Annotated in this window: 22 protein-coding genes, 1 rRNA gene and 2 pseudogenes; 19 read left to right on the forward strand and 6 right to left on the reverse strand. The window is 36.6% G+C overall.

Annotated features, from left to right (window positions below; genetic code table 11):
* The first annotated feature begins 53 nt into the window (after window positions 1–53).
* The 4 genes from QUF78_RS03860 (at window position 54) to QUF78_RS03875 (ending at window position 3,015) form a co-directional block, all read left to right on the forward strand.
* The gene (locus tag QUF78_RS03860) at window positions 54–851 is read left to right on the forward strand and encodes a fumarylacetoacetate hydrolase family protein (protein WP_289323645.1); all 798 of its coding nucleotides are present in this window, start codon (window positions 54–56) and stop codon (window positions 849–851) included.
* A gap of 547 nt (window positions 852–1,398) precedes the next feature.
* Entirely contained in the window at window positions 1,399–2,025 is a 627-nt protein-coding gene (locus tag QUF78_RS03865; protein ID WP_289323646.1) for a GyrI-like domain-containing protein, read from the forward strand.
* A gap of 215 nt (window positions 2,026–2,240) precedes the next feature.
* Window positions 2,241–2,702: a GNAT family N-acetyltransferase gene (locus QUF78_RS03870; protein ID WP_289323647.1), complete on the forward strand. Its 462-nt coding sequence runs from the start codon at window positions 2,241–2,243 to the stop codon at window positions 2,700–2,702.
* A 145-nt stretch (window positions 2,703–2,847) separates the two neighbouring features.
* Window positions 2,848–3,015: a hypothetical protein gene (locus tag QUF78_RS03875; RefSeq protein WP_289323648.1), complete on the forward strand. Its 168-nt coding sequence runs from the start codon at window positions 2,848–2,850 to the stop codon at window positions 3,013–3,015.
* 351 nt (window positions 3,016–3,366) lie between these two features.
* On the opposite strand, the gene QUF78_RS03880 is transcribed toward QUF78_RS03875, so the two are convergent.
* Window positions 3,367–4,709, reverse strand: a protein-coding gene (locus QUF78_RS03880) for an IS3 family transposase (protein ID WP_289323649.1) whose coding sequence is annotated in 2 segments (ribosomal slippage) — window positions 3,367–4,268 and window positions 4,268–4,709 — 1,344 coding nt in all. Because the reading frame shifts where the segments join, the coding sequence is not laid out codon by codon here.
* Between the two features lie 586 nt (window positions 4,710–5,295).
* Window positions 5,296–6,570, reverse strand: a complete 1,275-nt coding sequence (locus QUF78_RS03885) for an IS110 family RNA-guided transposase (protein WP_289323650.1) — start codon at window positions 6,568–6,570, stop codon at window positions 5,296–5,298.
* A 662-nt stretch (window positions 6,571–7,232) separates the two neighbouring features.
* Here QUF78_RS03885 and QUF78_RS03890 point away from each other — a divergent pair.
* The 6 genes and pseudogenes from QUF78_RS03890 to QUF78_RS03915 all read left to right on the forward strand — a co-directional run bounded on the left by QUF78_RS03890 (window position 7,233) and on the right by QUF78_RS03915 (window position 13,165).
* Entirely contained in the window at window positions 7,233–7,619 is a 387-nt protein-coding gene (locus tag QUF78_RS03890; RefSeq protein ID WP_289323651.1) for a DUF192 domain-containing protein, read from the forward strand.
* Window positions 7,620–7,962: 343 nt separating this feature from the next.
* Entirely contained in the window at window positions 7,963–8,466 is a 504-nt protein-coding gene (locus tag QUF78_RS03895) for an RNA polymerase sigma factor (RefSeq protein WP_289323652.1), read from the forward strand.
* Window positions 8,456–9,448, forward strand: coding sequence for an anti sigma factor C-terminal domain-containing protein (locus QUF78_RS03900; RefSeq protein WP_289323653.1), 993 nt, complete (start codon window positions 8,456–8,458; stop codon window positions 9,446–9,448). Before QUF78_RS03895 ends, QUF78_RS03900 begins: the two co-directional genes overlap by 11 nt.
* Before the next feature lie 279 nt (window positions 9,449–9,727).
* Window positions 9,728–10,421, forward strand: a pseudogene (locus QUF78_RS03905) (LbetaH domain-containing protein).
* 700 nt (window positions 10,422–11,121) lie between these two features.
* Window positions 11,122–12,627: a malate:quinone oxidoreductase gene (locus QUF78_RS03910; protein ID WP_289323654.1), complete on the forward strand. Its 1,506-nt coding sequence runs from the start codon at window positions 11,122–11,124 to the stop codon at window positions 12,625–12,627.
* A gap of 328 nt (window positions 12,628–12,955) precedes the next feature.
* Window positions 12,956–13,165, forward strand: a complete 210-nt coding sequence (locus QUF78_RS03915; RefSeq protein ID WP_289323655.1) for a hypothetical protein — start codon at window positions 12,956–12,958, stop codon at window positions 13,163–13,165.
* Window positions 13,166–13,686: 521 nt separating this feature from the next.
* Here the strand turns inward: QUF78_RS03915 and QUF78_RS03920 are convergent.
* A complete protein-coding gene (locus tag QUF78_RS03920) occupies window positions 13,687–13,815 on the reverse strand; it encodes a hypothetical protein (protein WP_255264169.1) in 129 nt (42 codons plus the stop codon).
* Window positions 13,816–14,773: 958 nt separating this feature from the next.
* Here QUF78_RS03920 and QUF78_RS03925 point away from each other — a divergent pair.
* The 3 genes and pseudogenes from QUF78_RS03925 to QUF78_RS27745 all read left to right on the forward strand — a co-directional run.
* A complete protein-coding gene (locus tag QUF78_RS03925) occupies window positions 14,774–15,301 on the forward strand; it encodes an RNA polymerase sigma factor (RefSeq protein WP_289323656.1) in 528 nt (175 codons plus the stop codon).
* Window positions 15,285–16,373 (forward strand): DUF4179 domain-containing protein, encoded by a 1,089-nt coding sequence (locus QUF78_RS03930; RefSeq protein WP_289323657.1) that lies wholly within the window; start codon window positions 15,285–15,287, stop codon window positions 16,371–16,373. The genes QUF78_RS03925 and QUF78_RS03930 overlap by 17 nt, the downstream gene beginning before the upstream one ends.
* 935 nt (window positions 16,374–17,308) lie before the next feature.
* Window positions 17,309–17,533 (forward strand): annotated as a pseudogene (locus QUF78_RS27745) (YolD-like family protein); the annotation flags it as partial.
* A gap of 373 nt (window positions 17,534–17,906) precedes the next feature.
* Here the strand turns inward: QUF78_RS27745 and QUF78_RS03935 are convergent.
* The 3 genes from QUF78_RS03935 to QUF78_RS03945 all read right to left on the reverse strand — a co-directional run bounded on the left by QUF78_RS03935 (window position 17,907) and on the right by QUF78_RS03945 (window position 19,464).
* Window positions 17,907–18,338 (reverse strand): ASCH domain-containing protein, encoded by a 432-nt coding sequence (locus tag QUF78_RS03935; protein ID WP_289323658.1) that lies wholly within the window; start codon window positions 18,336–18,338, stop codon window positions 17,907–17,909.
* A 515-nt stretch (window positions 18,339–18,853) separates the two neighbouring features.
* On the reverse strand, window positions 18,854–19,102 hold the full coding sequence (locus QUF78_RS03940) for a site-specific integrase (protein ID WP_255264103.1): 249 nt from the start codon (window positions 19,100–19,102) through the stop codon (window positions 18,854–18,856).
* 53 nt (window positions 19,103–19,155) lie between these two features.
* Window positions 19,156–19,464: a tyrosine-type recombinase/integrase gene (locus QUF78_RS03945; protein WP_289323659.1), complete on the reverse strand. Its 309-nt coding sequence runs from the start codon at window positions 19,462–19,464 to the stop codon at window positions 19,156–19,158.
* 578 nt (window positions 19,465–20,042) lie between these two features.
* Between QUF78_RS03945 and QUF78_RS03950 the strand changes: the two genes are divergently transcribed.
* The 6 genes from QUF78_RS03950 (at window position 20,043) to QUF78_RS03975 (ending at window position 26,305) form a co-directional block, all read left to right on the forward strand.
* On the forward strand, window positions 20,043–20,411 hold the full coding sequence (locus QUF78_RS03950) for a hypothetical protein (protein WP_289323660.1): 369 nt from the start codon (window positions 20,043–20,045) through the stop codon (window positions 20,409–20,411).
* A 32-nt stretch (window positions 20,412–20,443) separates the two neighbouring features.
* Entirely contained in the window at window positions 20,444–21,007 is a 564-nt protein-coding gene (locus QUF78_RS03955; protein WP_289323661.1) for a hypothetical protein, read from the forward strand.
* 22 nt (window positions 21,008–21,029) lie between these two features.
* Complete coding sequence (locus QUF78_RS03960) at window positions 21,030–21,212, forward strand: hypothetical protein (protein ID WP_095396578.1); 183 nt, start codon at window positions 21,030–21,032, stop codon at window positions 21,210–21,212.
* 705 nt (window positions 21,213–21,917) lie between these two features.
* The gene (locus QUF78_RS03965) at window positions 21,918–22,226 is read left to right on the forward strand and encodes a hypothetical protein (RefSeq protein WP_289323662.1); all 309 of its coding nucleotides are present in this window, start codon (window positions 21,918–21,920) and stop codon (window positions 22,224–22,226) included.
* A 675-nt stretch (window positions 22,227–22,901) separates the two neighbouring features.
* Complete coding sequence (locus QUF78_RS03970) at window positions 22,902–24,107, forward strand: IS110 family RNA-guided transposase (protein WP_289323663.1); 1,206 nt, start codon at window positions 22,902–22,904, stop codon at window positions 24,105–24,107.
* Window positions 24,108–24,754: 647 nt separating this feature from the next.
* Window positions 24,755–26,305: ribosomal RNA gene (locus QUF78_RS03975) — 16S ribosomal RNA — on the forward strand.
* Window positions 26,306–26,405: the final 100 nt, after the last annotated feature.

Consider the following 26,405-nt stretch of genomic DNA (forward strand, 5'->3'; position numbering starts at 1 on the left):
TTTTATATTATCTGAGGTAAGCATATCTTATTCATCAAAGGAGTTTATTCATCATGCATGTACTACAAAAAACACAAAAAATAGTTCGCTATCAAAATCAACAGGGCAATATACATTACGGTATTGTTGAGGATGAGATAATATTACAACTGTCTAGCAGTTTTGCTGAACTTGTCAACAAGGAAATAAAGTATGACGGGGTAGAGCTGAAATATAGTGACGTGAAAATTTTGGAACCTGTAAAACCTTCTAAAGTGGTTAATTTCGGCTGGACATATGCAGGTCATGCGAAGGAAACAGGGGGAGAGGCAAACCTTGTAGAACCATTTCTATTTTTAAAGCCATTATCTTCGCTTATTTCAGACAAGGAGAATATTATACTTCCTCCAAACGAGCTAACCAACCAAGTGGAGCTTGAAGGGGAAGTGGCCCTGGTCATTGGAAAGCGCGGAAAGAACATTAAAGAAGAAGATGCGCTTGATTATGTGTTTGGTTGCACAATATTTAATGACGTCACAGCAAGAGATCTTACAAAAAAAGATCCACAGTTTACTCGGGGCAAAGGATTTGATACGTTCGGACCTTTAGGGCCGTGCATCGTTACCGGGGTAGATCCTACCAATTTGCGGATTGTGACCACTTTAAACGGCCGCGTTGTCCAAGACGGGAATACCAATGAAATGTCTCTAAGCATTCCGTATTTAATCAGCTGGCTTTCGCAGGTAATGACTCTGGAGCCAGGTGACATTTTGGCCACGGGTTCACCATCTGGCAGCTGCCCGATCAAGTCGGGGGATGAGGTCGTTGTTGAAGTCGAGAATATCGGTCGGTTGTGTAATGGTGTCCAGTAGGGCGTGCCTGCATTCTTAATAACCAAAAAAGAAAATAGTCATAAATAGATGAGCCGACTTATGTAAATTATACAGGGGCATCATCTCGCTTTGTTTGTTATTAAGATGACTCTCATGTGCAAAGTCTTATTAAACAAATTGGTGCATTAGCGAAGATCAAAGCTGTCTCTAAGGCAGCTTTTTCTTTATGCAACTATCGGGGCAGTTTTTTGGAACAAGGAATTTCAATAAAAATTAAAAATCAAAACATCTTAAATATTTTTCACAACAGGTCTAATCTTCATCATAGGATATCTTATTTTGAATGATTTAGTAGATAAATATCTTCCTAGTGAAGAATATGGTGATTCATATAACAATTAAAGGATTAAAAAAAGATCAATAACTCTCTTCAATAATTATTTTTAGGATGCGATTCTTTAATTAGGAATCGCCTTTTTTATTGAACTAACAAGGGCAGGTTTGTTGAAGAAGAAGGTTTATTTAGAAGGACGTTGAAGTAGTAATCAAACATAATAAAAAAATATATAGAAGGGAACAAAAACTAATGAAATACGAATGGAGAAAACAAGAGAAGAATTTATATATCCCAAAACAAAAATCTGAACTTGTAAAAATTCCAGAACAGAAATTTTTTATGATAAAGGGAAAAGGAAATCCAAATGAACACGAATTCGCTGAAAAGATAGGTGTTCTTTATTCATTGGCTTATGCTGTCAAAATGATGCCGAAGCAAGGATACACTCCAGATGGATATTTTGAATATACTGTATATCCATTAGAAGGAATATGGGATTTAACAGAAGAGGGAAAGAAATTAGATACATTAAATAAAGATGAATTATTATATACTATCATGATTAGACAACCAGATTTTGTAACAAAAGAAATAGTAGAGAGAGCATTTGAAAATGTAGAAAAAAAGAAACCACATCCATTTCTAAATGATGTAAAATTCGGTGCATTACAAGATGGTTTATCTGTCCAGATACTTCATATAGGCCCGTATGATGATGAATCTCAAAGTTTTAAATTAATGAATGAATTCATAAAAAATAATAATCTTGAAAGAACTTCATTACAACATAGAGAAATATATCTTTCGGATTTTAGCAAAGTTGAACCTGCAAATTTAAAAACTGTTTTGAGATATAAGGTTAGGCCAATAGAATAGCATACTCTCTTAACTCCTAACGTGCATATTAATGTAGCAAAGATTGTGAAGGAGTGTACTTAAAGTAAAGGGTGGGCTTTGCTTCATTATCAGGAGCTGATCAGTAGCTCCTTTTCTTTTGCAACTAAAGGGGCAGGTTAGTGCAACAAGGATTTCATTGTCAATAGTGAATTTAATAAAGAGGTAATGTCAGATTATGATTAGAGGTGAAATTTATGAAAGTACATTTGAAATGTGTTACGAGAGAAAATTGGGAAAAGGCACTAGCACTAAAAGTTAAGAAACAGCAAAGTAACTTTGTACCACCAGTAGCCGTTTCACTTGCCAAAGTTTATATTAAACCAGACGGGGATAACATTGTTTATTTGCCCTTTGCCATATATGACAAAGAGATAATGGTCGGTTTTATCATGCATGCTTACGATGAAAATACGACGAATATGTATTGGATTAACGGATTCATAATTGATGAGAGTTATCAGGGTAAAGGATATGGTAGGGCGGCACTGTCTGAGATGGTTCATTGGATAGCAAATAGGTTTACCATTTGTAAAGAAATTCGTCTAACCGTATTTAAAGATAACGAAAATGCTCGTGAATTATATAAACGTTTTGGCTTTCTTCCCACAGGAGATGTCTATGGAGAAGAAGATGTGTGGTTTCTTCCTATAAAATAACTATGTTTCTTAAGGAACTACCAAGTGCGTTGGTATAAAATCAGTGCTGTCTTTAAGGCAGTTTTTTCTTTAGGAACTAAAGGGTCAGGTTATTTGAAGAAGACGTCTGGGAAATGAAGTATAATTTAAATAGTCAAATTAAGGAATGAGTGATGATGAAGTGGATTTGACTGAATTGATGCAAGATAAAGGATATAGTTATTTGGAAAAAATAATAGAATCCAAAGAAAATTCATTACAATTGCTTATTAATAGAAGCACGTTCAACATCGATTTACCTTTGGTGCAATTAGAATTTGAATCATATATTTGATATTCTGTTATCGATGAATGTTTTTCATATTCTATAGATAATTCTGAAATATCAAAGGGAGAGCTATTTCGGTTATATACCAAGTCAAGGTACTTGGATTATATAAAAATAGCCACGAATGAACGAGAAGATATATGTCCCTCTGAAAATTACATTCATTATCAGTTTCTCTGCTTAAATCACACGATTGATGTTATTTCTTGTGAAGAACCAAAAATAACCGTGGTAACAGGTTAAACTAATCTATGAAATCCTTTTCTTGTTGAACTAACAGGTGCATTAATTCAAGAAAATAAAAAAAAGAAGACCACAATAATGAAGTGAACCCAAAAAGTTAGACACTTTATTTAATTAGGCAGCCCTGAGGGCATGAACCCGGTAATCTACTGGGCTCATGCCTTTTAATTTCACTTTGATTCGTCGGTGATTATAATAATGGATATAATCCTCAAGTTCTTGTTTGAAATGCTCCATGCTTTCGAACTTCTGTAAATAAAGTAATTCAGATTTTAGTAAGCCAAAGAAGTTTTCAATGACCGCATTGTCTAAACAATTTCCTTTTCGGGACATACTTTGAGTAAGACCATGTGTTTTCAGGGCTTGTGAATAAGATTTCATTTGGTAATGCCAGCATTGATCCGAATGAAGAATGGGGGAATCTTTTGATTCCAATCGAATAAAGGCTTGGTCCAGCATCTTGGAGACTAAGGGATAAATAGGACGTGATTCGATATTGTAAGCAATGATCTCTCCATTAAATAAGTCGAGAATAGGTGATAAATACAACTTCTCACCGTATAAATGAAACTCAGTTACGTCCGTGACCCATTTTTGATTGGGCTTTGTTGCTTTAAAATTGCGATTGAGAATATTGGGAGCAACCTTTCCAATCTTGCCTTTGTATGAACGGTATTTCTTCATACGGACCAGACACTTTAGCCCCAACTCCTTCATTAATCGAAGAACCGTTTTATGGTTCATTTGAATCCCTCTATTACGTAATTCCAATGTAATGCGTCGATACCCGTATCTCCCTTTATTCGTATGAAATATCTCTTTGATAACTGGCTTTATTTCTTCGTATTTATCCTGACGCCCGAAGGTGTTTATCCAATAATAATAGGTACTCCGTGCGAGATTTGCGACGGACAGAAGTAGCTTTAAATTAAAATCTCCCCTTAGTTCATGTACTACTTTCGCTTTTTGCGTTCGGACGCTTCGCTTTCTTGAACTAAGGCTCTCAACTTTTTTAAATATGCATTCTCTGCACGTAATCGTTCATTTTCTGCCTGTAACGCCTCAAATGACCCTTCTACTGGCTTTTTCTTCGTTTCTTTTTTCATGGATGGACGCCCCTTTTTATTCGTTTCAAGAGCGTCAACCCCGTTCTCCTCCAATTGCTTTATCCACTTATTAATAGTAGAAGGAGAAGCAATGTTATACACAGCAGCTGCATGGGTACTAGACACTCCAAAATCGTTCATATAGTTTAGTACATCCATCTTAAAGCTAATATCATAATTTGTATAGGTAGACATTAGCCCTTCTATACCATGTTCTTTATAATGCGCCACCCAATGCTTTAAAGGAGTCGAACTGGTATTAAATTGTTTGGCGACAGTTCTAAATGAGTCAGCTCCTTCTAAATAAGCAAGGACAGCTTTTAATTTCAACTCTAATGAATATTTTGTCATAAAAAATAGCACCCCAATTGTTAGATGGTGTCTAACAATTGGGGTGCAGTTCACAAGAGGTCTTCTTTTTTTGTGCAAAAATCAACATTAATGTTTTAAAAAAGTTCTATAAAAAGAAAAAAAAAACATAAATTGATTAATTCTGTATAGTTTAAAGTGATTTATTAATTATATAAAGTTATGTATCTAAATGAACTCCCTCAGTTTAATAGATAATGCTCACGAATACTCGCTTATTCGCAGGATTTCATACCACATGGTATAGGTTGCTTTAGATGAACGAAAGAGATAGGACCGTTTTGATAAGATGAGGGCAGATTGAAATAGGGGATCCATTGAAAATCCCATATTATTACATATTCTGCACGCATTTTCCACGTTGCCCCTGGAGGCTTTCCCTCCCATGTCTCAACGGGTCATAATCATATGCCCTTTCATTCCTTCGTCATACCTATCCAAGGGGTGGAGGCCGGTTTTGCTAACGGAACGGGTCATTGCCCTTTTGTTCATTACATCCAGTACTTCGTGCTTTCTGTGAAATCCTACGAATAAGCCAACTTTCGTTAATAACAATGTGAATGTAAATTTACGCTGCTAGTTGTTCAAGAGGGAAGACCATTTCCGGTTTATAGGCAGAGCCATTACGAGCTATCCCTACTAGAACACGGGCAAGTTTTCCACATAGTTTCATGATGGATTTCATTTTCTTAATCTTCTTCACTTTAACATTGTTCGAGTGTAGGGCTTTAAACTCAGGGTTATTCATCACCAGACTCATGGTCGCAAGGAAAAGGTAACGCCGCAGGCGTGATCTTCCACGTTTGGAAAGAACAATTTGGCCTTTCCACTTCCCAGAGCTTGCTTCAGCTAGATGCAATCCTGCATGACGAAGGAGCGCATTCCCGTGAGCGAACCCACTTAGATCTCCAGCTTCTCCTAAGATGCCCGCTAGTGAAATCTCGCTAATTCCTTTAATGGCAAGTAATGGCTTAACGAATGGAATCTGTTCCAAGACGTTTGTGACTTCTTGCGTCACTCTTTCGAGTTGGGATGAAGCGAGATCATATTCCTCTAATAACTGTCCCAAGTGAAGTTTATACGCATCAAGGGCTTGTTTCGTACCAATTGAACGCTTGGCCAACGCATGCAGGGCATGGGCTTTTTTATGCCCGGAATGTCGCTTCATACATGATTTCCACCCGGTTACGATATCTTGAGGCTGTAAGGAACATAATTCCGCTGGGGTAGGAAAGAGGCGTAGGGTTGCGATTGCCCCTTTACATGATACGTCTTTAAACACTTCCCGGAACTCGGGAAAGACAACATCCACCCAGCGATTAATTTGGTTGATGGAGCTAACAAGACGCTTAACGATCACATCTCGGTTAGCCATAAGGACACGAAGTTTTTCAAATGATTCTGAAGTGGAACCAACGATGGCATAGTAGCCATTCTTCACCATATCAGCGATGACAAGGGCATCTTTTTTATCACTTTTGGATTGCGTATTATCACGATTTTCTTTGTTTCTTTTGACATGGTGAGGATTGACCGTGACAACATCCATGTTTTGTTTGACTAGCCACTTTGAAAGGTTTATCCAATAATGACCGGTAGGTTCCATTCCGACTATCGTGGTGTCTAAGTTTTTCAAGTGTTTTAGTTCCTTGATCCAGTTTAGTAAGCTAGTAAAACCTTCTTCGTTATTTTGAAAAGACAAAGGTTTTCCGACCACAATGCCCCGATAATTTACAGCACGGGCCACGTGTACGTGTTGGGCAATATCCACACCAACAACTAGATGTTGATCCGTAATTCTCTCAATTAGTTGATTTTGTTTGTTTTGCATTTTAAAATTCATAGTAGGGCTTCCTCCTTAAGGTTTTGAGTTAGATTGGTCTCTATACTCGTATCTTACTGAGGGGCTCTATTTTTTTCAAACCTGATATTTAACGATCTACAGGAATGCTAACAGGTGCTTTACTTCAATAAGGGAGGTTGCTGAAGCAGCCTTTATTGATGAACCAATACACAATAAATGTGGGGTAAATTATACTTGAAGTCATCATTACAAGACGGTCAATGGGTATTCATTAAATAGTTTCATTGTTTGTGCAAAGTGAAAAGTTCCTCATTTGAAGAAATGCTTTTTGGTATTTGTATGATTGTGAAGGTATGTACTTCAACTATGGAGTTCAAGATCCAGAGCTGCCGAATTGGTTGCTTTTTTGCTTACTGAATAAAGGGGCAGGATAATTGAACAAATCTTTTTATATATTATTGCTTTGATTATTGAAAACAAAGTATTAAATTTAGAACCATAGAATAAGTATTAGAAGTGAAAAGGAGCTTGCCTAGTTATTTTTTTCTTCTTGTTTTCGTTTTTATCTCCAACTTTCTTCCTTTTTATTATTAGGGGAAAAGACGTTTTTTCGAAAAAAGGAAATTACAATCTCATGAACTTCTTTTAAAAAGACATCAATTTTCTTTCCTGCTTATAATAATAATCGAAGGTGAGTGAACGTGAAAAATAGAATAAAAACAAAAATGATAAAAATACTCAGTGGTAACAGGGAAACTAGATTAACCGTTCAAGTTGCAGATACTCATAGAAAAAGAGAAAAGGGCTTAATGTTTGTTAGAAAATTACCCGAAAATGAGGGTATGTTATTTGTTTATTCGGAAAAAATATTTGGTGGCTTTTGGATGAAAAACACATTCATTCCTTTATCTATTGCTTTTCTTGATTCAGATGGGGAAATTCTAAAAATACTTGATATGGAGCCTTGTAAAGTGGATATATGTCCTACCTATGATCCGGAACTTTCTTATCGTTATGCAATTGAAGTGAATCTTGGATGGTTTGAAAAGAATCAAATCAAAGAAGGGGATTATGTAAAGTTTGATTAAATTCAAATCACCTCACCTCTAGTTCTTAGAGGTGAGGTGATTTTTTAATGGATATTTATGTTAATATTTCTAGGGAGATTGTGAGATTAACCTTCTTATAAAAGAATCATTCAATTGAATAGTGAAGAGTATGTTTAGAATTATCTTTTAGTCAGGACATGCTCTTTCTATTTATTCATTTATCAAGGTATTTTTGTATTAATTTTATCAAACGTTGTTTTCAAAGATACATAACGATTCCTTCTTACTAAAAATTCGAAACTATTTACTAAAAAACTATTTTGCGTGATTAAAATTGTAAACTTTTCTTTACCTTATACGTCTAGTTGGCAGGAGGACGATGATGAATGACATAAATAAGAATAACGAGCTTAATTCAGAGCTTAATATCGTATATAGATATTTGCGAAAATTGGGTATTTCACAAGCTGATGCAGAGGATGTTGTTCAGGAAACGGCTTATAAGTATCTGCTTTATTACGATACGATTCAGACTTCTAGGATAAGGAGTTGGCTGATACGTGTATCATTAAATTTTCATTATGATCAGTGCCGGAAGCAACGGCGGTATGACCTCAATTTAAATGAAGGACTTTTAGAGACGGATATGAATGAGCTTCCAGAGGTGATTTTTCTTGAAAAAGAGAGGATTAGAGAGGTTGGGTATGCACTATCAAAGTTAAAGCCGCACTTTCAAGAACTTTTGTTATTGAAGTATCAATCAGGATTATCGTACGAAGAGATATCCAAGTTATTAGAGAAACCTATCAGTTCTATTAAGACGAATTTATTCAGGGCCAGGAAACAGTTAGCGAAGATTTATAAGGAGGCAAACCATGAGCGGTAATCACGAATCTAAAAAAGAGGAAGAAATCGATTTTATCAGCAAACCTTCCTTGCAAAAGGCCCTCAAAAAAACGAAAAGGTGGCAAACAATCAAGTATGTAATCATTGCTGTACTTACAACTACCATCCTGTTGACCACTCTTTTCACAGGCAGTCAATACATTCTCAATAAACGGCTAGAGCATCAGGATAGTATATATGAGATGGTCCATGGGGCAAATATATCTTTTGGGGATAGCAGCCATGATTACAATTTATTTAGTGTAACAAGAGAAACTACATATCGTAAAAGCATTGGTGACCGTTCAATAGTATGGGATAAAAAGATCGAGAAAATCCCATTGTTCGGAAGGATAGACACCATTGAACGTGGAAGTGGAATGGTTGAAGTCAATGTTTTTAACGAAAAGGAGCAACGGACAGTCCGTTATAATGATTTCAATAATGAAAGAAAAATCGATTTTTATTATCCAGGTTTGTCCTATGACTATTTACCGGATGAACTTGATACTGCCGTTGGTTTGGACAAAAATACGTTAATCGAGGTTGCCCTTTCCTTTAAGGAGCCAATGACTTTAGCAGAGATGGGGAAGCAGCTTGGCTATGAAAATGTAAATTGGCTATGGGTCGATACAACAACTGTCGCTCAAATGGACAGAATGACAAAGGAGCTGGATTCTGATAGCTTAAAAACTAAGGGCGGTGGAGGTGCCTTTGGATTTGATGTCAGCCAAGAAGTTCCTTATTCTGGGGAAAGTGGGCAGGGGTTCATTCACACGTTGGAGCAACTGAGTAAAACAGACAGTCATAAAAGCTCTATTAAAGAAGCTCTGAAGGGAATCAAGGAAAATACCCAATCTTCAAAAGGGGAAGTCCGTTTTAACGGGGCCGTCGTGACAGGTACGGCAGAGGAGTTTAGACGTTTCCAAAAACTAGATTTCATTCGCGCCTCCGTCATTGGCGCAACGATTGATAAGTATTGAAAGCAGGTAAATACTAAATGAACTTATCGATTAAAAAACCAGGAAAAATATAATAATTGAAGATCAGGCTGCCATTTGGCAGTTTTTTTTCTTATGTAACGAACAGGTGCTTTACTTCATTGTCAGGAGCTGAACAGCAGCTCTTTTTCTTATGCAATAAACAGTGAATGAACAATTCCAGTTCTGCTGCATGGAAAGGGATTGATACTTGATATTATTACTGTTTTAATAATAGCCCATTCCTCACTTGATTTTCTCACATAAAATAATCATACGCCTATGGATAGTAAAGGAGGTGATTACTTGGAAGAAAAAACATCTTCTAATAACCATTCTAAATATTTTGAACCATTCATAAGTCCCAACCCAATTACTTCATTTAATCCCGTTCAGCGCTTTCCTAAAATTGATAAAACAGCATTTGTAAGTCAGTTTTCCAGTGTCATAGGTGATGTTACCATTAGGAACAATGTTTATGTAGCTCCTAATGTAAGTATACGTGCGGATGAAGGAACCCCATTTTATATAGGTTTTAATACAAATATCCAGGACGGAGTAATTTTACATGGTTTTAAATAAAAGGATTTCAGTTGGAACAAAAAAGTATTCAATATTCATTGGAAATGAAGTGACCATTACTCATGGTGCCCTTGTTCATGGTCCTTGTTATATCGCAGACAAGGTATTTGTTGGTTTTAATTCCATTGTTTATACGGCAATTGTAGGGAAAGGCGCATTTATTTCTTATAATGCAGTAGTAACAAATGGCGTTCGAATTCCACCTGATAGGTTCGTACCACCTGGAGCTAATATTGATTCTCAAGAAAAAGCGGATGCACTTTCGCCAGTACCAAAGGATGGTAATGAATTTGCAAATGCAGTTCAACGAGTCAATCAGGAATTTCCCGCATCTTATCACCTGCTATTTGGGATAAACCGTTGCTCCTGCGGATTTGCCTATGACCAACTTTAAACGTGAAATGGATGCTGGATCAGATCCTTTTCGCAAAGGACTCTTTATAGAAACCCGAAGCTGTCATCTTGGCAGTTTTTTTTATTGTAATTGGTGCAGTCCGGTTCACTGAATTGTGAGTTTGTGATGATTTGTACTTAAAGTAATGGACGCTTTACTTTAATAAGGAAGGTTGCTGTCTCAGCCTTTTTCTTATAGAATTAACGGGGCAGATAGTTTAATGATTGTACAACTGGTAAACTCCCAGTAATTCCCATACAGGAGAATTAGAAAATAGGCTAAAATAGATTTAGACAAGCCTTAAGAACTGAAATGGAGGTTTTGGTGTTGAAACCACATATTTAGGGAAATGGTTACTTTACCTTTGATTTTGTCGATCTATGTTTATTTCATTACTGATTCCGGATATATTAATATATTTTCACTAACAGTTTCTTACTTCAATAAGGATGGTTGCTGGAGCAACTTATTTGTTATACTACGATTGGGGAAATTAGTTTAAGTTCATTTTTTCACAGAAACTATATTTTAACAAAAAGTAATAGTAGAATACTTTAATCTATAAATAATTATAATAGACTATGATATAGTTATAATGAGACAGAAAAGGTGTGTTCCTAGGTCGCGCCTGGCTTTTTGTGAGACCTAAGCAGGAGCGCCTACATCTTTTTTGCAAATATAGCGGATAAGGAAGGTTATAATGAGCAACATACAGAATAAAACAGACGTTATCTTAATTGGTGGCGGAGTCATGAGCGCGACTTTGGGATCATTACTGAAAGAAATAGCACCGGAATGGGAAATCAAAGTGTTCGAGAAGCTCGCAAACGCAGGAGAAGAAAGCTCTAACGAATGGAATAATGCGGGTACGGGACATTCTGCACTGTGTGAGCTTAACTATACATCCGAAAAATCTGACGGATCTATAGATATTAGCAAAGCTATCAATATTAATGAACAGTTCCAAGTTTCAATGCAGTTTTGGTCTTATCTTGTAAACAGTAAGCTGATTAATAATCCGCAAGACTTTATCATGCCATTGCCTCATATGAGTATGGTACAAGGGGATAAAAATGTAGAGTTTTTAAAGAACCGCTTTAAAGCGCTATCAAACAATCCTCTATTCAAAGGTATGGAGTATTCCGATGACCCAGCCAAACTGATGGAATGGATACCGCTTATCATGCAAGACCGCCTATCGAATGAACCTATTGCGGCCACGAAAATAGACTCTGGTACAGATGTTAACTTTGGTGCTTTAACACGCATGATGTTTGATCACTTAAAGACTAAAAACGTCGATATCAAATACAAACATAGTGTTGATAATCTTAAACGTACTAGTGATGGCTCATGGGAATTAAAAGTGCGTAATGTCGATAACGGTAGCGTAGAACACCATACTGCTAAATTCGTCTTTATTGGAGGCGGGGGCGGAAGCCTGCACTTACTGCAAAAATCCGGTATTCCTGAAGGGAAACACATTGGCGGATTCCCAGTAAGCGGGTTTTTCATGGTGTGTAATAATCCGGACGTCGTTGCACAACATCATGCAAAAGTATACGGAAAAGCTAAAGTTGGTGCTCCACCAATGTCTGTTCCGCATCTTGATACACGATATATCAATAATGAAAAATCGTTGCTATTTGGACCATTTGCCGGATTCTCACCGAAGTTCTTAAAAACAGGTTCAATGTTAGATTTAATAACTTCCGTAAAACCGAATAATGTCTTGACTATGTTGGCGGCAGGCGCAAAAGAGATGTCATTGACAAAATACCTGATCCAGCAAGTCATGTTATCGAAAGAACAGCGCATGGAAGAGCTACGTGAGTTTATCCCGAACGCTAAGACCGAGGAATGGGATTTAGTAGTAGCTGGCCAACGTGTACAAGTAATCAAAGATACTGCTGAAGGCGGCAAAGGTACGCTTCAATTTGGAACGGAAGTTGTAAGTGCCTCTGATGGCTCGATTGCAGCATTACTAGGTGCTTCTCCAGGTGCTTCTACTGCTGTTCACGTTATGCTTGAGGTAATTAATAAATGCTTCCCGCAACGTATGAAAGAGTGGGAACCAAAAATTAAAGAAATGATTCCTTCCTATGGCGAGTCATTAATGGAAAATCCAGAGCTTCTGAAAGAAATTCACTCTTCAACAGCAGAGACGCTTGGTCTAAGTAAAAAAAAAGAGCTAGTTTATAGTTGATTTTGATTTTTACACAGGAACCTTTGATCTATCTATGGATTGAAGGTTCTTTTTTTTGTCATAAAGAGTAATTTCCTAATTCAATTAACCGATGCATTACTTCGATAAGGAAGGTTGCTGTTTGGATCTAGTATGAACGAAATGTAAAACAATGTAAGTGTCTATCGCCTACGAAGTAGTTTGGTTTAATAAGATGCATTCCATCTGTTTAATTGAGTGCCAGCTCATGTTATAATGGATAACCTAAGATAAATACTACTTTTACTTATAATTGAACGGATGCCAAGAAAAGCCTCCGCATAGCGATAAAATATGGAGGTGTAAGAGAATGAATAAACAATGGACAATTGGCAAAATTAAAGAATTTGTTGAGAACAATTCGGAAAGTAAGTTGCTAACGACTGAATATCACGGTTTTTCTCAAAAGTTACTATTTAAATGTGCATGTGGTAGCAACTTTGAAAAAACATTTACGAAATTTAAAAATAAAAACCAACGTAAATGTGACGTGTGCCAACCGCCTAAAGCGTCACGATAACGTATAGCGAATAAACGAAGTGCCCATTTCTATTAAAGAGAAGTTGGCACTATTTTTATTAGTTCATTAAGGAAGTATGAAGCACGGTCAAACTATATTTCTAAGTTACATGCTCAAAGGCACAAAGCAGGGTTAACCCTGAAAAAACTAAAATATTTCTAGTACATAGGTTCGAAATACCTCTGCAGATGGCCGATCACTTCGTTTATCACGTATCGAAAACTCAATTTTATTAGAAAGGTAAGGATAAATCATTCAACTGATCTATCCTTCTTTTTTTTTATCAAAATTCTAGTACTACTTTCTTACCTTTAAGAATTATGATTGTACGATAACAAAAAACCGGATACACATAGTATCCAGTCGACCTACATACATGTAATGTTAAAGAAAAGTGAAAGTTATAGTTTAACTTTGCGTGCCGTTACAGAGCTCATGGTGTAAAAATCGAGTGCTATTATAAGACCTAACGAGGACAATTAAAAAAAAGCAAAAATAAAAGCCTAACGAAGATTAGGCTTTTATTTTTTGGCTTTTATTTGATTCATTTCTGCCAGAATTTCTTTAGCACGCTGCTCAGCACGTTCATAATTTCTTTCCTCAACTTCGATGAGCTTTCCATCAATTATAAAATTATAATGGTATTTCATTGAACAATTCCTCCTTCTTTGTTGTTCCATAATATAACATATTTTTATATGTTTTTTCCTTTGAAAATGTAAAGATTAGATTTTTAAAGTTCACGGTCAAACCGCGTTTTGGGTCCTGTAGTGTGAACGACACTTCACACGTTATTATAGGTAAAAAAGTGATTTTTTATGAAAGTGGTAGGGCGTACCTTTAAGTCTTTCCTCGAACTCATTTGGATCCCTGCGGATTTGTAACTGAATCTTCTATCAATGGAGGGTAAACATTGTTTACCTTGACCTGCTTGATATGCTTCTCTTCTTGTGCTCTCTATGTTGTATCCATCATCGATTGAACTACCTATCATCATAACGTCATGCTCCTTGCTTACTCATAGCATGATACATCAACCATCATAAGCATAACGAAATAACGCATTAGCCATATCATCTATCATTGGTAGGGATACACAACAGACTGCACCTCACAGTCACTGCTGGTTCACTCATTGAAAAGCATACTGATAGAACATATGATTCACCATCACTGTACCTGTAGCAACCTACCTTCATTACCTTATATAGGGGGAGCATCAGGATAATGCTTATTTACAACGATAAGCATTCTGATACAAGTCATATGGACATTATGAACTCTATTTTGTAGGTGATTGGATTGTGTCTAAAAAGGCTCTACACTATTGAGATTGTGAAAAAATGTACTTAAACTAAAGGGGCAGGATAGTTCCATAAGGAATACTAATATTAGATCTAACGAGGAACTTATTTTAAGGAGGAAAACATGAGCTTTTAGCATGATTTTCATCTTATTTCTAAGACAACTAATATAAACGTCAGTTCTATAAAAGAACGAAAAAATCTCTAATCTAAACTTTTAGAGATTTTTTTAATGTAAAAACACAACTTTTATTTAGTTAATACGTCTAAGTATTGAACATTCAAGAAAAGGAGGGTTGGTAACTTGTCGAAGTACAGAAAAGAAGAAATTGCAGATTGGTATGACCAACATAGTAAATCCATTTTAAGTTTTATTTTATTGATGGTTAAGGATTATCAACAAGCAGAGGATTTGACCCATGATACCTTTGTAAAAGCGTATTTATATCATAATTTATTTAATCAGCATTCCAGTGAAAAAACATGGCTATTCAGTATCGCTCACAATTTAACGGTTGATTTTTTAAGAAAACGCAAACCCAGCAGGTTCTTTAAAGAAGTATTTCTTTTGCAAAAGGACAATAACTCATTGCCTGAAGAAATGATTCAAATAAAAGAGGAATCATTTGAACTATATAAAGCGTTAGGGGAAATCAAAGATACATATCGAAAGGTGATCATTTTAAGAAAGATCAAAGGTTTTTCTATTGAGGATACGGCAAAGATATTGAACTGGTCTGAGAGTAAAGTTAAATCGACTCTTTTTAGAGCTATTCCAGCATTGAAAAAACAATTAATAAAGGAGGGGTATTTGGATGAAAAAGCAATATGAAGATACTGATTTTGATAGTTCCTTAAAGAAATTAAATTCCGATTTAATGTGGAAGACGAAACAAAAACAAGATCTCAAAAACCGAATTAGTACTGATATTGAAAAGTTGGAATCCCAAGAGAAAAATAAGAACCCTATCCTATCAACTGGTATCAAAAAAGTAAGTTTGATTCGTAAGTTAGCATACTCTAGTATCGCGCTGATCATATTATTCGGTTTATTTATTGGCTCTACATTTGTCTCTCCAGCTATGGCAGAAGTGGTCTCAAAGATTCCTTTTTTAAACTCCATTATTAATGAAAAATCGGTTGGCGTCATGATTAAAGAAGCGTTAAAGAAAGAGGGCTACAACTTTAGTGGTACTACTATTGACTATACCAAAAAGGAAATCACCATAACTGTAGAAGGTAATAAACAGTATTATAAAAGTGTTAAAGATGAGATTGAGAGTATTGTGAAGGATGTATTACAATCAAAGAAATATGATGCTTATAAAATTAAAGTAGAAAGATACAAGGAATACGTCGATGTCCTTAGCGAGAAAGATAAAATACAGAAAGAAAAACAGGCTAAGGAGGACATGGAACTTTGGAAGGCTCTTGATAAAGTGTTTGAAAAGTATCACATCTTACAATATGGTGTGAATCCCTCTTATAAGACAGTAGAAATAGACTTACCGGACACCGAGACAAATACAGATGAAATTAAAAAAGAAGTTAGTAAAATAGTACAGACAATAACAAACGAACAATACACAGTTAAAATTAAAAAAATTGATATGAAAAAAGAAGATCAAGATGAAAGATGGCGGAAAATTTTAGATTCTGTTACTGATGAATTAATCGGTAAAAAAGGTTATAAAGTTACGTTGACTGGATATTCAATTAACCCAGAACCTAGGATTGATATATGGACTTCTATAAAAAGCTCGGATTCTGATTCAAGGGAACATGGAGATACTATCGAAAAGGTCCTTAAAGAATATATAAATTCTAAAGAAATGCAACCATTGGTTAAAAATGATTCATACAAAATTAATGTATACAGTAAGGATAAAAAGAAAATAAATTAAATAAAAAGACCCCAATTGGTGGCCTTTTTAATGTACAATTCTTACAATTATGTATGCACTTAAACTCCCATGAAAATTAAAAAAGCACAAAATCTAGAAAAAACCACAACAAAATAGACTCAGTAAAAACGCTTTTTAAAAAAGGCTGAGCCTTATGAGTAATCTGATTGAGTTTGGTAAATCGTTAAACAAAAACCTCCAATCATACTTAAATTAGGTAGAGGCTAGCGCGACGACCAAAAAAGGATTAATCTCCCATGAGTGCTACCCATAAAGGGCGCGACAGTCGGTGGTACACCGTGGTCGTCGGAGTCAGACTAACGGATGGGCTCAAAGGCACCATAGTTCAACGACCTTCTTCGCCAGCCATTAAAACATTATCGACATAGAGACCAATTTTCATTCTCTGTGGTGAAGCGTTGATTTTTGCGCTTCATGGATGGCTAACGGGTGCGTTAGTTGATTAAGGATCACAAAAATAATCTATCTTTTTTATAAAATAATCAAGAAGATTAAAAATATATGTTGTTCGAAAAAGGGGAGGGTATAGATTGCCTTCCCCTTTGTGTATACAGATAAATTTATATGACTGTATTGTTTATAATGTACTCGATTTTGTATCTCAAAACAGTTTAGAGATTGAATTGGTGCGGTTTTGAGTGGATTAATAACTCTATGTACTCAAATTCATGTCCCCAATGTACTTATCTTTGTGTCTTCGTACAATTGGAAAAGCCCTTCTCTGGAACAGGCATTTTTTTCTACCTTTCATAAGAACATTAGTTCGTATATGATAAATAAAAAGGAGGGATCTTTCTGATGAGTACAATTCGTGATAGAGGGCTCGTTAAATGGCAAGCAGCGCTGATTATGCCAGAACATAAAGCTTTAAATAAAAAAATGGGTGTGATTACTTCCTAAATAAAAAACCTGTCCTAGATGAATACCAGGTTGAAGAATTTGAAAACAACATTCATTATGCGATGGAATATCATTTACCGATAAGTTTTAGATTGCATAACGATGGAAATCCAATTGAACTGCATGGATACTGTGTGTATATTGATCCTGTCACGAAAGTGTTAAGTATTCAGAAGAAAGATAGTTTCTTTGAGAAAATTAAATTTAATGAAATTATTAATGTAATCGTTGAGGATTAAAACATTATTTGTACATATTCTGTAGTGCGTCATGAACACAAAAAAGCTTCACACAATTAAGTGTGAAGCTTGATGTAATAGCGATTCTTCGCTATTGGTGATACCGGTGGCCGGGGTCGAACCGGCACTCCAGAGGAACACGATTTTGAGTCGGGCTAAAAAATGTTAAATTCCCCATTTGCGGAAACCGATATCCCTTAAAAACCATCATATTTCTCCCTCTTTTTGAACCGCGCAATGGGGAAACAAGCAAAAATTAGTCTCATAACTATGAAAAACCACCAAAAAAACAGTAAATTCCTAATCAAATGGCAACCCCAAAGAGAACCACAAGCATAGAATTTCCAGATTCAGTGCCACTATGGTTTGATACTTATATCTTTCCGCTAAACTCCCACAGCCCAAGCTGCCCTTTTGCAGGAATATATTCATCGAGCATCCGCATGTCCTCAATTTCCCAGGCATAGCCGCCAACTCTGTAATCCCCTAAAAACAAGTCGTTCCCTGAAATAACCCGACTATCTTCTAAGACCGCCCAGTTTCCATTGTTTTCTTCTATTTTCAAACAGTTTTTCAGCTTGCAGACTCCAATTATCATTCCGGTCGGCAGATTATCTTCTGTATACCCATGCTTAGCCAGCAGCTCGGCAACTCCATCCAGTCTACAGGCGGGCTTATCTACTTTTTTGCTCGTATGAATAGCAAGAGGACCCCGATGATGCGTTCTCCAAGTCCTTGTTTCATATTCGGCTTCCCTAAGGACAAATAAGCTTGCCCAAGGCTGGATCATCGACAGTACTTTCATTATTAATCCCCCTGCTCCTGACATCATTAAGTTAATTGGTTATATAGTTCCCTTGAATAAGGATAATATAGACTGTATCTAGATTTAATGTTCTCTTTTGCCATAAAAAAGACAGCTAACCAAAATGTACGCTGTCCTCGTGGTCCTAACTATATTTTGTTGCAACACTAAGTGCATGTGGACATAATAGATGCTAGTGCATTATTTTGGCAGTTCTACAGTAAACGGTTCTAACTTTTCACTGTCGATAAAGCTAGAAAAATCGAATTGTAGAACAGTTTTCTCCTGCTTAAAATCAGCTATTTTTTCCTTTGTTTTGTCTATTAACTTGTGCTTAACGGCAGCTCACAAGGGAATACCCTAAAAAAGGCAATACTAAAGACACCTTGCAACATCGAATTTTTTTCCATACTATAAGGGTAAGGAAATTCCATATTTAGTTTTATAGGATTATTGATTTAAAATGTTTGGAGGCAGGGTATTGCGAGTACCTTGTCTCTTTTTTTTCATTCGACTTAATTTCGTACCCTTTTTTTATTTATATTTTCAATCGGTGAAAACTCTTTGTGCTTTCTGATAACGTCATCAGAAAACAAATTTACATAGTGCTTTACCATTTCCATTGATGTATGTCCTAAAATTGCTTGAAGTTCAAAGATACCAGCAGATGCTTCTACAGATAATCGAGCAAAAGTATGTCTGAATTTATGACAAGTAGCTTGGATATTTATCGCTTTACCGTATCTTGATATTTGCGATTGCATCTGTCTTTTAGTTAATGGATCATTGTCGATATTTACAAATAGAAAATCATGTTCTAATACTCTCTAATCGAGAGGTATCTTTGGAGTTGTTCTTTCATCCTGTTCTGAATCGGTACGAAGCGTTGTTTGTATCCCTTTGTGTTTTGAATCAGTATTCTTGAGCGCGAGTAATCAATGTCTTTTATATTGATTCCTATACATTCAGATGCCCTTATACCTGTTTCAAGCAGCATCATAATAGTTAAGTCTCTGATGCCTGTAAATTTTCTGTGATTAGGTTGTTTAAAGAGAAGGTCAAGTTCATCATTTGTATATGTTGGAACAGCGCACTTCCTATCTTTTACCAGCTTTATTTCACTCATTGGATTTTGTTTCTTCGTTATTAGCCGTTCTCTAACGAGGAAATTAAAGAAAGCTCTTATCTCCCTTAAACGCGTGTTAATAGTTACGGTCTTACAATTCTTGCTTTTCATATAACGAATGTCGCTTCGATTCAATGGTTCGAGAATTAGATAAGAAAAAAAGGATATACTGGAATAAAAGGGATTTAATTTGAATTTTTTACCATTACACCTTCTATGAGACAGGTAATTTTGTAGTAAGTGTAGAATTAACTGAGGAAGAAATTAAAGAACTCGGGTTCAATGAGAAGGAGGAAGAAGAGTAATGAATAAAGACAACCTATTTATATATATTCATTCATCCTGCATCTACAAAGACTGATGTTGATTTCTTTGGATATGATCATGAGGACACCAAATTTGAAGCACCTACACTGGCTAAATTAGAAAAATTTGATGATCTTTCTAGTTGGCTTCATAAAATGCCTGAGGGCTCAAAAGTTCATTTAGCTGATATAACTTTAACTGTTTCAAATAACACTATTGAACTTAAGGATGAAGAATACACAAAAAAAGGCACAGAGATTTAGGAGTAATAAATGAAGATTCAAATTGAGGTTCAATTGTTTGCGAACGGTGCTAATTTCTTACAGTCTGGTAGTTGTTCAGTAATAACAACTGACTTTAGAGAAGAACCGGAATGGACTGCTGCTGTATCAGCATATGAGTGGATACAAAAGATAAAAAACACTGTTCGCTATCCAGACGACTTTCAAATTGTTAGAGTTGTTTACAACGGAGAAAATGACATTACAGATTTAGTAAGAAAAGTACGCCCTATAATAAAAGATGATTTACCTTTTTTAAAAAAATCAACTAATATTTTGGATTGGACAACCCTTAAACCAAAGAATTTAGAGGGCTGTTTTTATTTGTATCAATTTCTATTCTTTTTTTACATGCGATAATAAGGAAAAAAAGCTAATTTCGGGGGAGAGATATGTTTTTAATCGGAGCAGCAGTTCAAAGTTCAGGGTTACCACCCAGTTTTTATGGTTCATTAATCGGTTCATTTATATCAGGTTCGGTAGCAGTAGGCATATTGATTTACAACAACTGGAAAAAGAACAAGGAATTTAATTTTCGTTGCTATGGCACAATGAAAGTTATTAATGATCATTTGGTTTATCTATCTCAATGGGAACAATTGACATTGAAAGTATTAAGAGAAATGATAGATAAAGAAGGTTATAGAAACGAAGGACTTTTAAAAATTCTTAAAAACAGCAAAGGTTTTTTCGAAGAACAACATACATTATTAGAAAAAGAGCGAGCAAATATTCCTTATGACTTTACAACCAGATACTTCACAATCGTAAGTGCCATCCATTCGGTCACTGTTGCATATGATCAGCTCATCGAGGAACCCGGCGATCCTGATAGATATGAAACTCTTGTTAATCAGATGAGTTATTGTAACAAGATTATAAAAGTATTTAATAAGAATACCACTCAATACCTGAAAAACGTGGAAAAGAAATATAAAATAAAGGATTTTTATTAATACACTAACCGGGAGGATGTAAATGAAAAATTTACTTAAATTATCTTTGATTCTTGCCTGTGCCTATTTTTTGATTCCGGCATCCGAAGATTGGATGACTTGGAAACCATCCCTTTACCTTTTCGATGAAAATGGAAAATTAGTCGATAAATTAGAAGATATACCTAAACATCCTCCAATTAATTTGGCAGATTTTTTTCCTTAAATCAAATAGATAAATTAGTAGATACACCTTAATGAATCTCTTTAGAGGTTCTTTTTTTTATTTTAGTAGCAGATAAATATCAAAGGACATTTTCAAAGTTTGGGAAAGTGTCTTTTTATTTACACTTTTTAATTGTGTTATTGTGTTATTGCGTTTTTGTGTTATGAAATCATTAAATGACTCTAGTGTGTATTTTTATTTGGTCAACTAACGGTGCATACATTGATAAGAAAGGTTGCTAAAGCAGCCTTTTTCTTATTGAACTATCGGGGAGGTTAGTTGCAGGATATTGTGAAACATTTCCATATAGAAGAATAGAAAAATAAGCTAATATAGGTTAAGGTAAGCCTTCAAGAACAGAACAGGAGGTTTTGATGTTGAAACCACATACTCAAGGTTTTATCGCCTGTCTTATAGCAGTCATTTTAGCTGCGTTAACTATTAGGTTTAAGACTGGAACAGTTAATATAGAACTTATAATATTTTTTATATCTTGCCTCTATGGTACTTATCTTCTCATTTCTTTTTATTATAGTCGAAATAGTAAAAACTAGATTCGTTCTTCAACGCGTCGCATTAGTTAAAGAACGTAGATTGATTGGGGCAGTTTACAGCTTTTTTTTATGGAGCTAAAGGGTCAGGTTAGTTAATAAGGAATGCTATAATAACCTTAATTTCAAAACGATTTTAAGGAGTTAAACTCTTATGATTATAAAAATTGACTTTGGTGACGATTTTATTCAATACATTTCTTGTTCAACAAAAGTAGGCAGGAAGATGAACAGTATTCAGGAGGACTTTCTAAATTGGATTTTTGACGAGGAAAAGAATACAGAATATTGGGCTTTAGAAAAAGGGGAAAGAATTCACCCTAATTATGATGCAAAAGCAATTGTTGAATGGTTAAACAATGTAAGATTAAAGCGAGGAATAGCGAAAGCTAAATTAATCACGAATCCTCAATTATGTGTTAAAAAAGTAATTATATTTTTAGAGTGTTTCTTAAATGTTTAATGTTCAAACCATAAGATCGTGAAAAAATGTACTTAAACTCCCATGAAAATTAAAAAAGCACAAAATCTAGAAAAAACCACAACAAAATAGACTCAGTAAAAACGCTTTTTAAAAAAGGCTGAGCCTTATGAGTGATCTGATTGAGTTTGGTAAATCGTTAAACAAAAACCTCCAATCATACTTAAATTAGGTAGAGGCTAGCGCGACGACCAAAAAAGGATTAATCTCCCATGAGTGCTACCCATAAAGGGCGCGACAGTCGGTGGTACACCGTGGTCGTCGGAGTCAGACTAACGGATGGGCTCAAAGGCACCATAGTTCAACGACCTTCTTCGCCAGCCATTAAAACATTATCGACATAGAGACTAATTTTCATTCTCTGTGGTGAAGCGCTGATTTTTGCGCTTCATGGATGGCTAACGGGTGCGTTCGTATCATAAGGTTGACCAGTAAAAATTACTGGTTGACCTTTTTTTAATAGAATCTATTATATCAGTAGCCAGGGTAGGACGTACGGGTGCGTGGGACTTGATCCCGTGAACTAAACTGTTCGCCCCCTACTTGTAGAAACATGTTTGAGGCTGGTTGGGACGTGGATCTCGTATAACAAGCGAAGCTATGACACTACATGGAGGACTAGGGGTACTGGTAAATAAGTGGAGGAGGAAAAAAGCAATGAATCCAGTTGTTGGTCTGGATGTAGCAAAAGGAGAGAGCCAAGTTCAGGCATTTTTAGATCAATCTAAACCGTATGGGAAGAGCTTTTCAATGAAGCATATCAAAGAGGAATTAGATCATTTATTAGACTTTTTAAAAGAGATTGAAGTGGTGACAGGGCAGATGCCTATGGTCATTTTAGAATCTACAGGGCATTACCATACTCCTGTTATTCAATACTTGGAGGAACAAGGGATTCTATATATCTTACTAAATCCGATTATTTCTTATCAGGCAAAGAAGACCAGTTTACGAAAGGTAAAAACAGACGCAATCGATGCGTACCAGTTGTGTGTGCTGTATTACAAAGAGGATTTTGAACCTCATAAAATTAGAGGAATTCAGCTTTTAGACCTTCGGAATTTGTCCAGACAACAGGAAATCGTAACGAATATGTATGTGGAAGCTAAACTTCAGTTTCACACCATTTTAGATCAAGTGTTTCCTGAATATCGGAAGGTTTTTGGGGATCTGTATTCGAAGGTTTCTTTATTGATGTTAAAGGAATATCCTACTTCAGAGGCTGTATTAACAGCCGGAGAAAGTAGACTAGCAGAGAGTGTTATAGAGTTCTGTTCTAGCCGATCCGGTCAATGGGCATGGGGAAAAGCAAAAAAAATAATGGACTCCGTATCTCGGAATCCATTTCAAAAAAACGTGTATGAAAGTCACGTAATTAATCTTCGTATGTACATTGAGTTGCTTTTTCATTACCAGGGGCACCTTTCTGATTTGGAAGATCGTATAGTGGCCCTGGCAAATGAACTGGAAGAATATAAGATCATCCAATCGATACCCGGTATCGGTGAAAAAATCAAAGCCACGATTATCTCTGAAATTGGTGAAATCGATCGGTTTAATCATCCGAAAAAACTGGTTGCCTTCGCTGGAGTAGATCCAAGTGTTCACTCATCGGGTAAGTTTACAGCAACCATTAATCGTATGACAAAAAGAGGTTCGAGCAGACTACGTCATTCTCTGTATCTTGCCGTACTATGCGGCATAAGAAGTTCAAGGAACAAAAAGCTTAAAGCATTCTATGATAAGAAAAAATCAGAAGGAAAACCTGCCAAAGTGTCAATCGTTGCCTGTGTGAATAAGTTGCTTCATTGGATTTATGCTTTATTAAAGAGAAAAGAAACGTTCCTAGATTTAGCCTATTAACGGTTTTGTGTAACAGAGAAAAATCCTTCCAAAAGGTTTTGGAGGGTTATTTGGCGTGGCCAAAAATAGTATATCATAAGGGAAATGAAAATTTTAGAGAAAGATATTGACATCCTATTAGCTGGTTTAGTTCACTAAAAGAAAAAAGGAGAGTATATTATACATGGCTAAAATGTACTCTCGTTTATTTATTAAGTTTTTTTATAATTAGGTCTAGATAACTTAAGTCACTAATTTGTCCATCCGTGAGGTAGATAATGTATATTGAAGAATACTTTAAAAATGATAAAATCTTCAGTTTAGTGCATCCCAGTTAATTATTATAGAAGAAACACGTACAGTGGTTTTTTGTATTCATTAACAAGATGGTTCAAGAGGGAAGTGTTAGTACAGATTCTCATTTTACGAATTAAATATTGACACTAAAGAAAAATAGAAGTATGATAATGAAGTCGCCTAATTAACGAGCGATATTAACAAAATATTTTCTTCGTAGAAGTTGACAACTATTCAACGTTATGTTAAGATGAATAAGTTGAAACAAACCAGTAACAATTGCTCTTTGAAAACTGAACAAAACAAAGCGCCAACGTTAAATTTTAAGTGAGCACACACTATCAAAAAAGCAAATGAGCAAGTCAAACATTTCTTCGGAGAGTTTGATCCTGGCTCAGGACGAACGCTGGCGGCGTGCCTAATACATGCAAGTCGAGCGAATCGATGGGAGCTTGCTCCCTGAGATTAGCGGCGGACGGGTGAGTAACACGTGGGCAACCTGCCTATAAGACTGGGATAACTTCGGGAAACCGGAGCTAATACCGGATACGTTCTTTTCTCGCATGAGAGAAGATGGAAAGACGGTTTACGCTGTCACTTATAGATGGGCCCGCGGCGCATTAGCTAGTTGGTGAGGTAATGGCTCACCAAGGCGACGATGCGTAGCCGACCTGAGAGGGTGATCGGCCACACTGGGACTGAGACACGGCCCAGACTCCTACGGGAGGCAGCAGTAGGGAATCTTCCGCAATGGACGAAAGTCTGACGGAGCAACGCCGCGTGAACGAAGAAGGCCTTCGGGTCGTAAAGTTCTGTTGTTAGGGAAGAACAAGTACCAGAGTAACTGCTGGTACCTTGACGGTACCTAACCAGAAAGCCACGGCTAACTACGTGCCAGCAGCCGCGGTAATACGTAGGTGGCAAGCGTTGTCCGGAATTATTGGGCGTAAAGCGCGCGCAGGTGGTTCTTTAAGTCTGATGTGAAAGCCCACGGCTCAACCGTGGAGGGTCATTGGAAACTGGGGAACTTGAGTACAGAAGAGGAAAGTGGAATTCCAAGTGTAGCGGTGAAATGCGTAGAGATTTGGAGGAACACCAGTGGCGAAGGCGACTTTCTGGTCTGTAACTGACACTGAGGCGCGAAAGCGTGGGGAGCAAACAGGATTAGATACCCTGGTAGTCCACGCCGTAAACGATGAGTGCTAAGTGTTAGAGGGTTTCCGCCCTTTAGTGCTGCAGCTAACGCATTAAGCACTCCGCCTGGGGAGTACGGCCGCAAGGCTGAAACTCAAAGGAATTGACGGGGGCCCGCACAAGCGGTGGAGCATGTGGTTTAATTCGAAGCAACGCGAAGAACCTTACCAGGTCTTGACATCCTCTGACAACCCTAGAGATAGGGCTTTCCCCTTCGGGGGACAGAGTGACAGGTGGTGCATGGTTGTCGTCAGCTCGTGTCGTGAGATGTTGGGTTAAGTCCCGCAACGAGCGCAACCCTTGATCTTAGTTGCCAGCATTCAGTTGGGCACTCTAAGGTGACTGCCGGTGACAAACCGGAGGAAGGTGGGGATGACGTCAAATCATCATGCCCCTTATGACCTGGGCTACACACGTGCTACAATGGATGGTACAAAGGGCTGCAAACCTGCGAAGGTAAGCGAATCCCATAAAGCCATTCTCAGTTCGGATTGTAGGCTGCAACTCGCCTACATGAAGCCGGAATCGCTAGTAATCGCGGATCAGCATGCCGCGGTGAATACGTTCCCGGGCCTTGTACACACCGCCCGTCACACCACGAGAGTTTGTAACACCCGAAGTCGGTGAGGTAACCTTTATGGAGCCAGCCGCCTAAGGTGGGACAGATGATTGGGGTGAAGTCGTAACAAGGTAGCCGTATCGGAAGGTGCGGCTGGATCACCTCCTTTCTAAGGATAATTACGAGAGCGCTTTTGTTTTGTTCAGTTTTGAATGAGTAATTCATTCAGATAGGGAAGAAAAACATCACGATGTGATGGATTCTTTCTG

This window comes from Peribacillus sp. ACCC06369 (assembly GCF_030348945.1).
In the GTDB taxonomy this organism is placed as follows: Bacteria; Bacillota; Bacilli; order Bacillales; family DSM-1321; genus Peribacillus.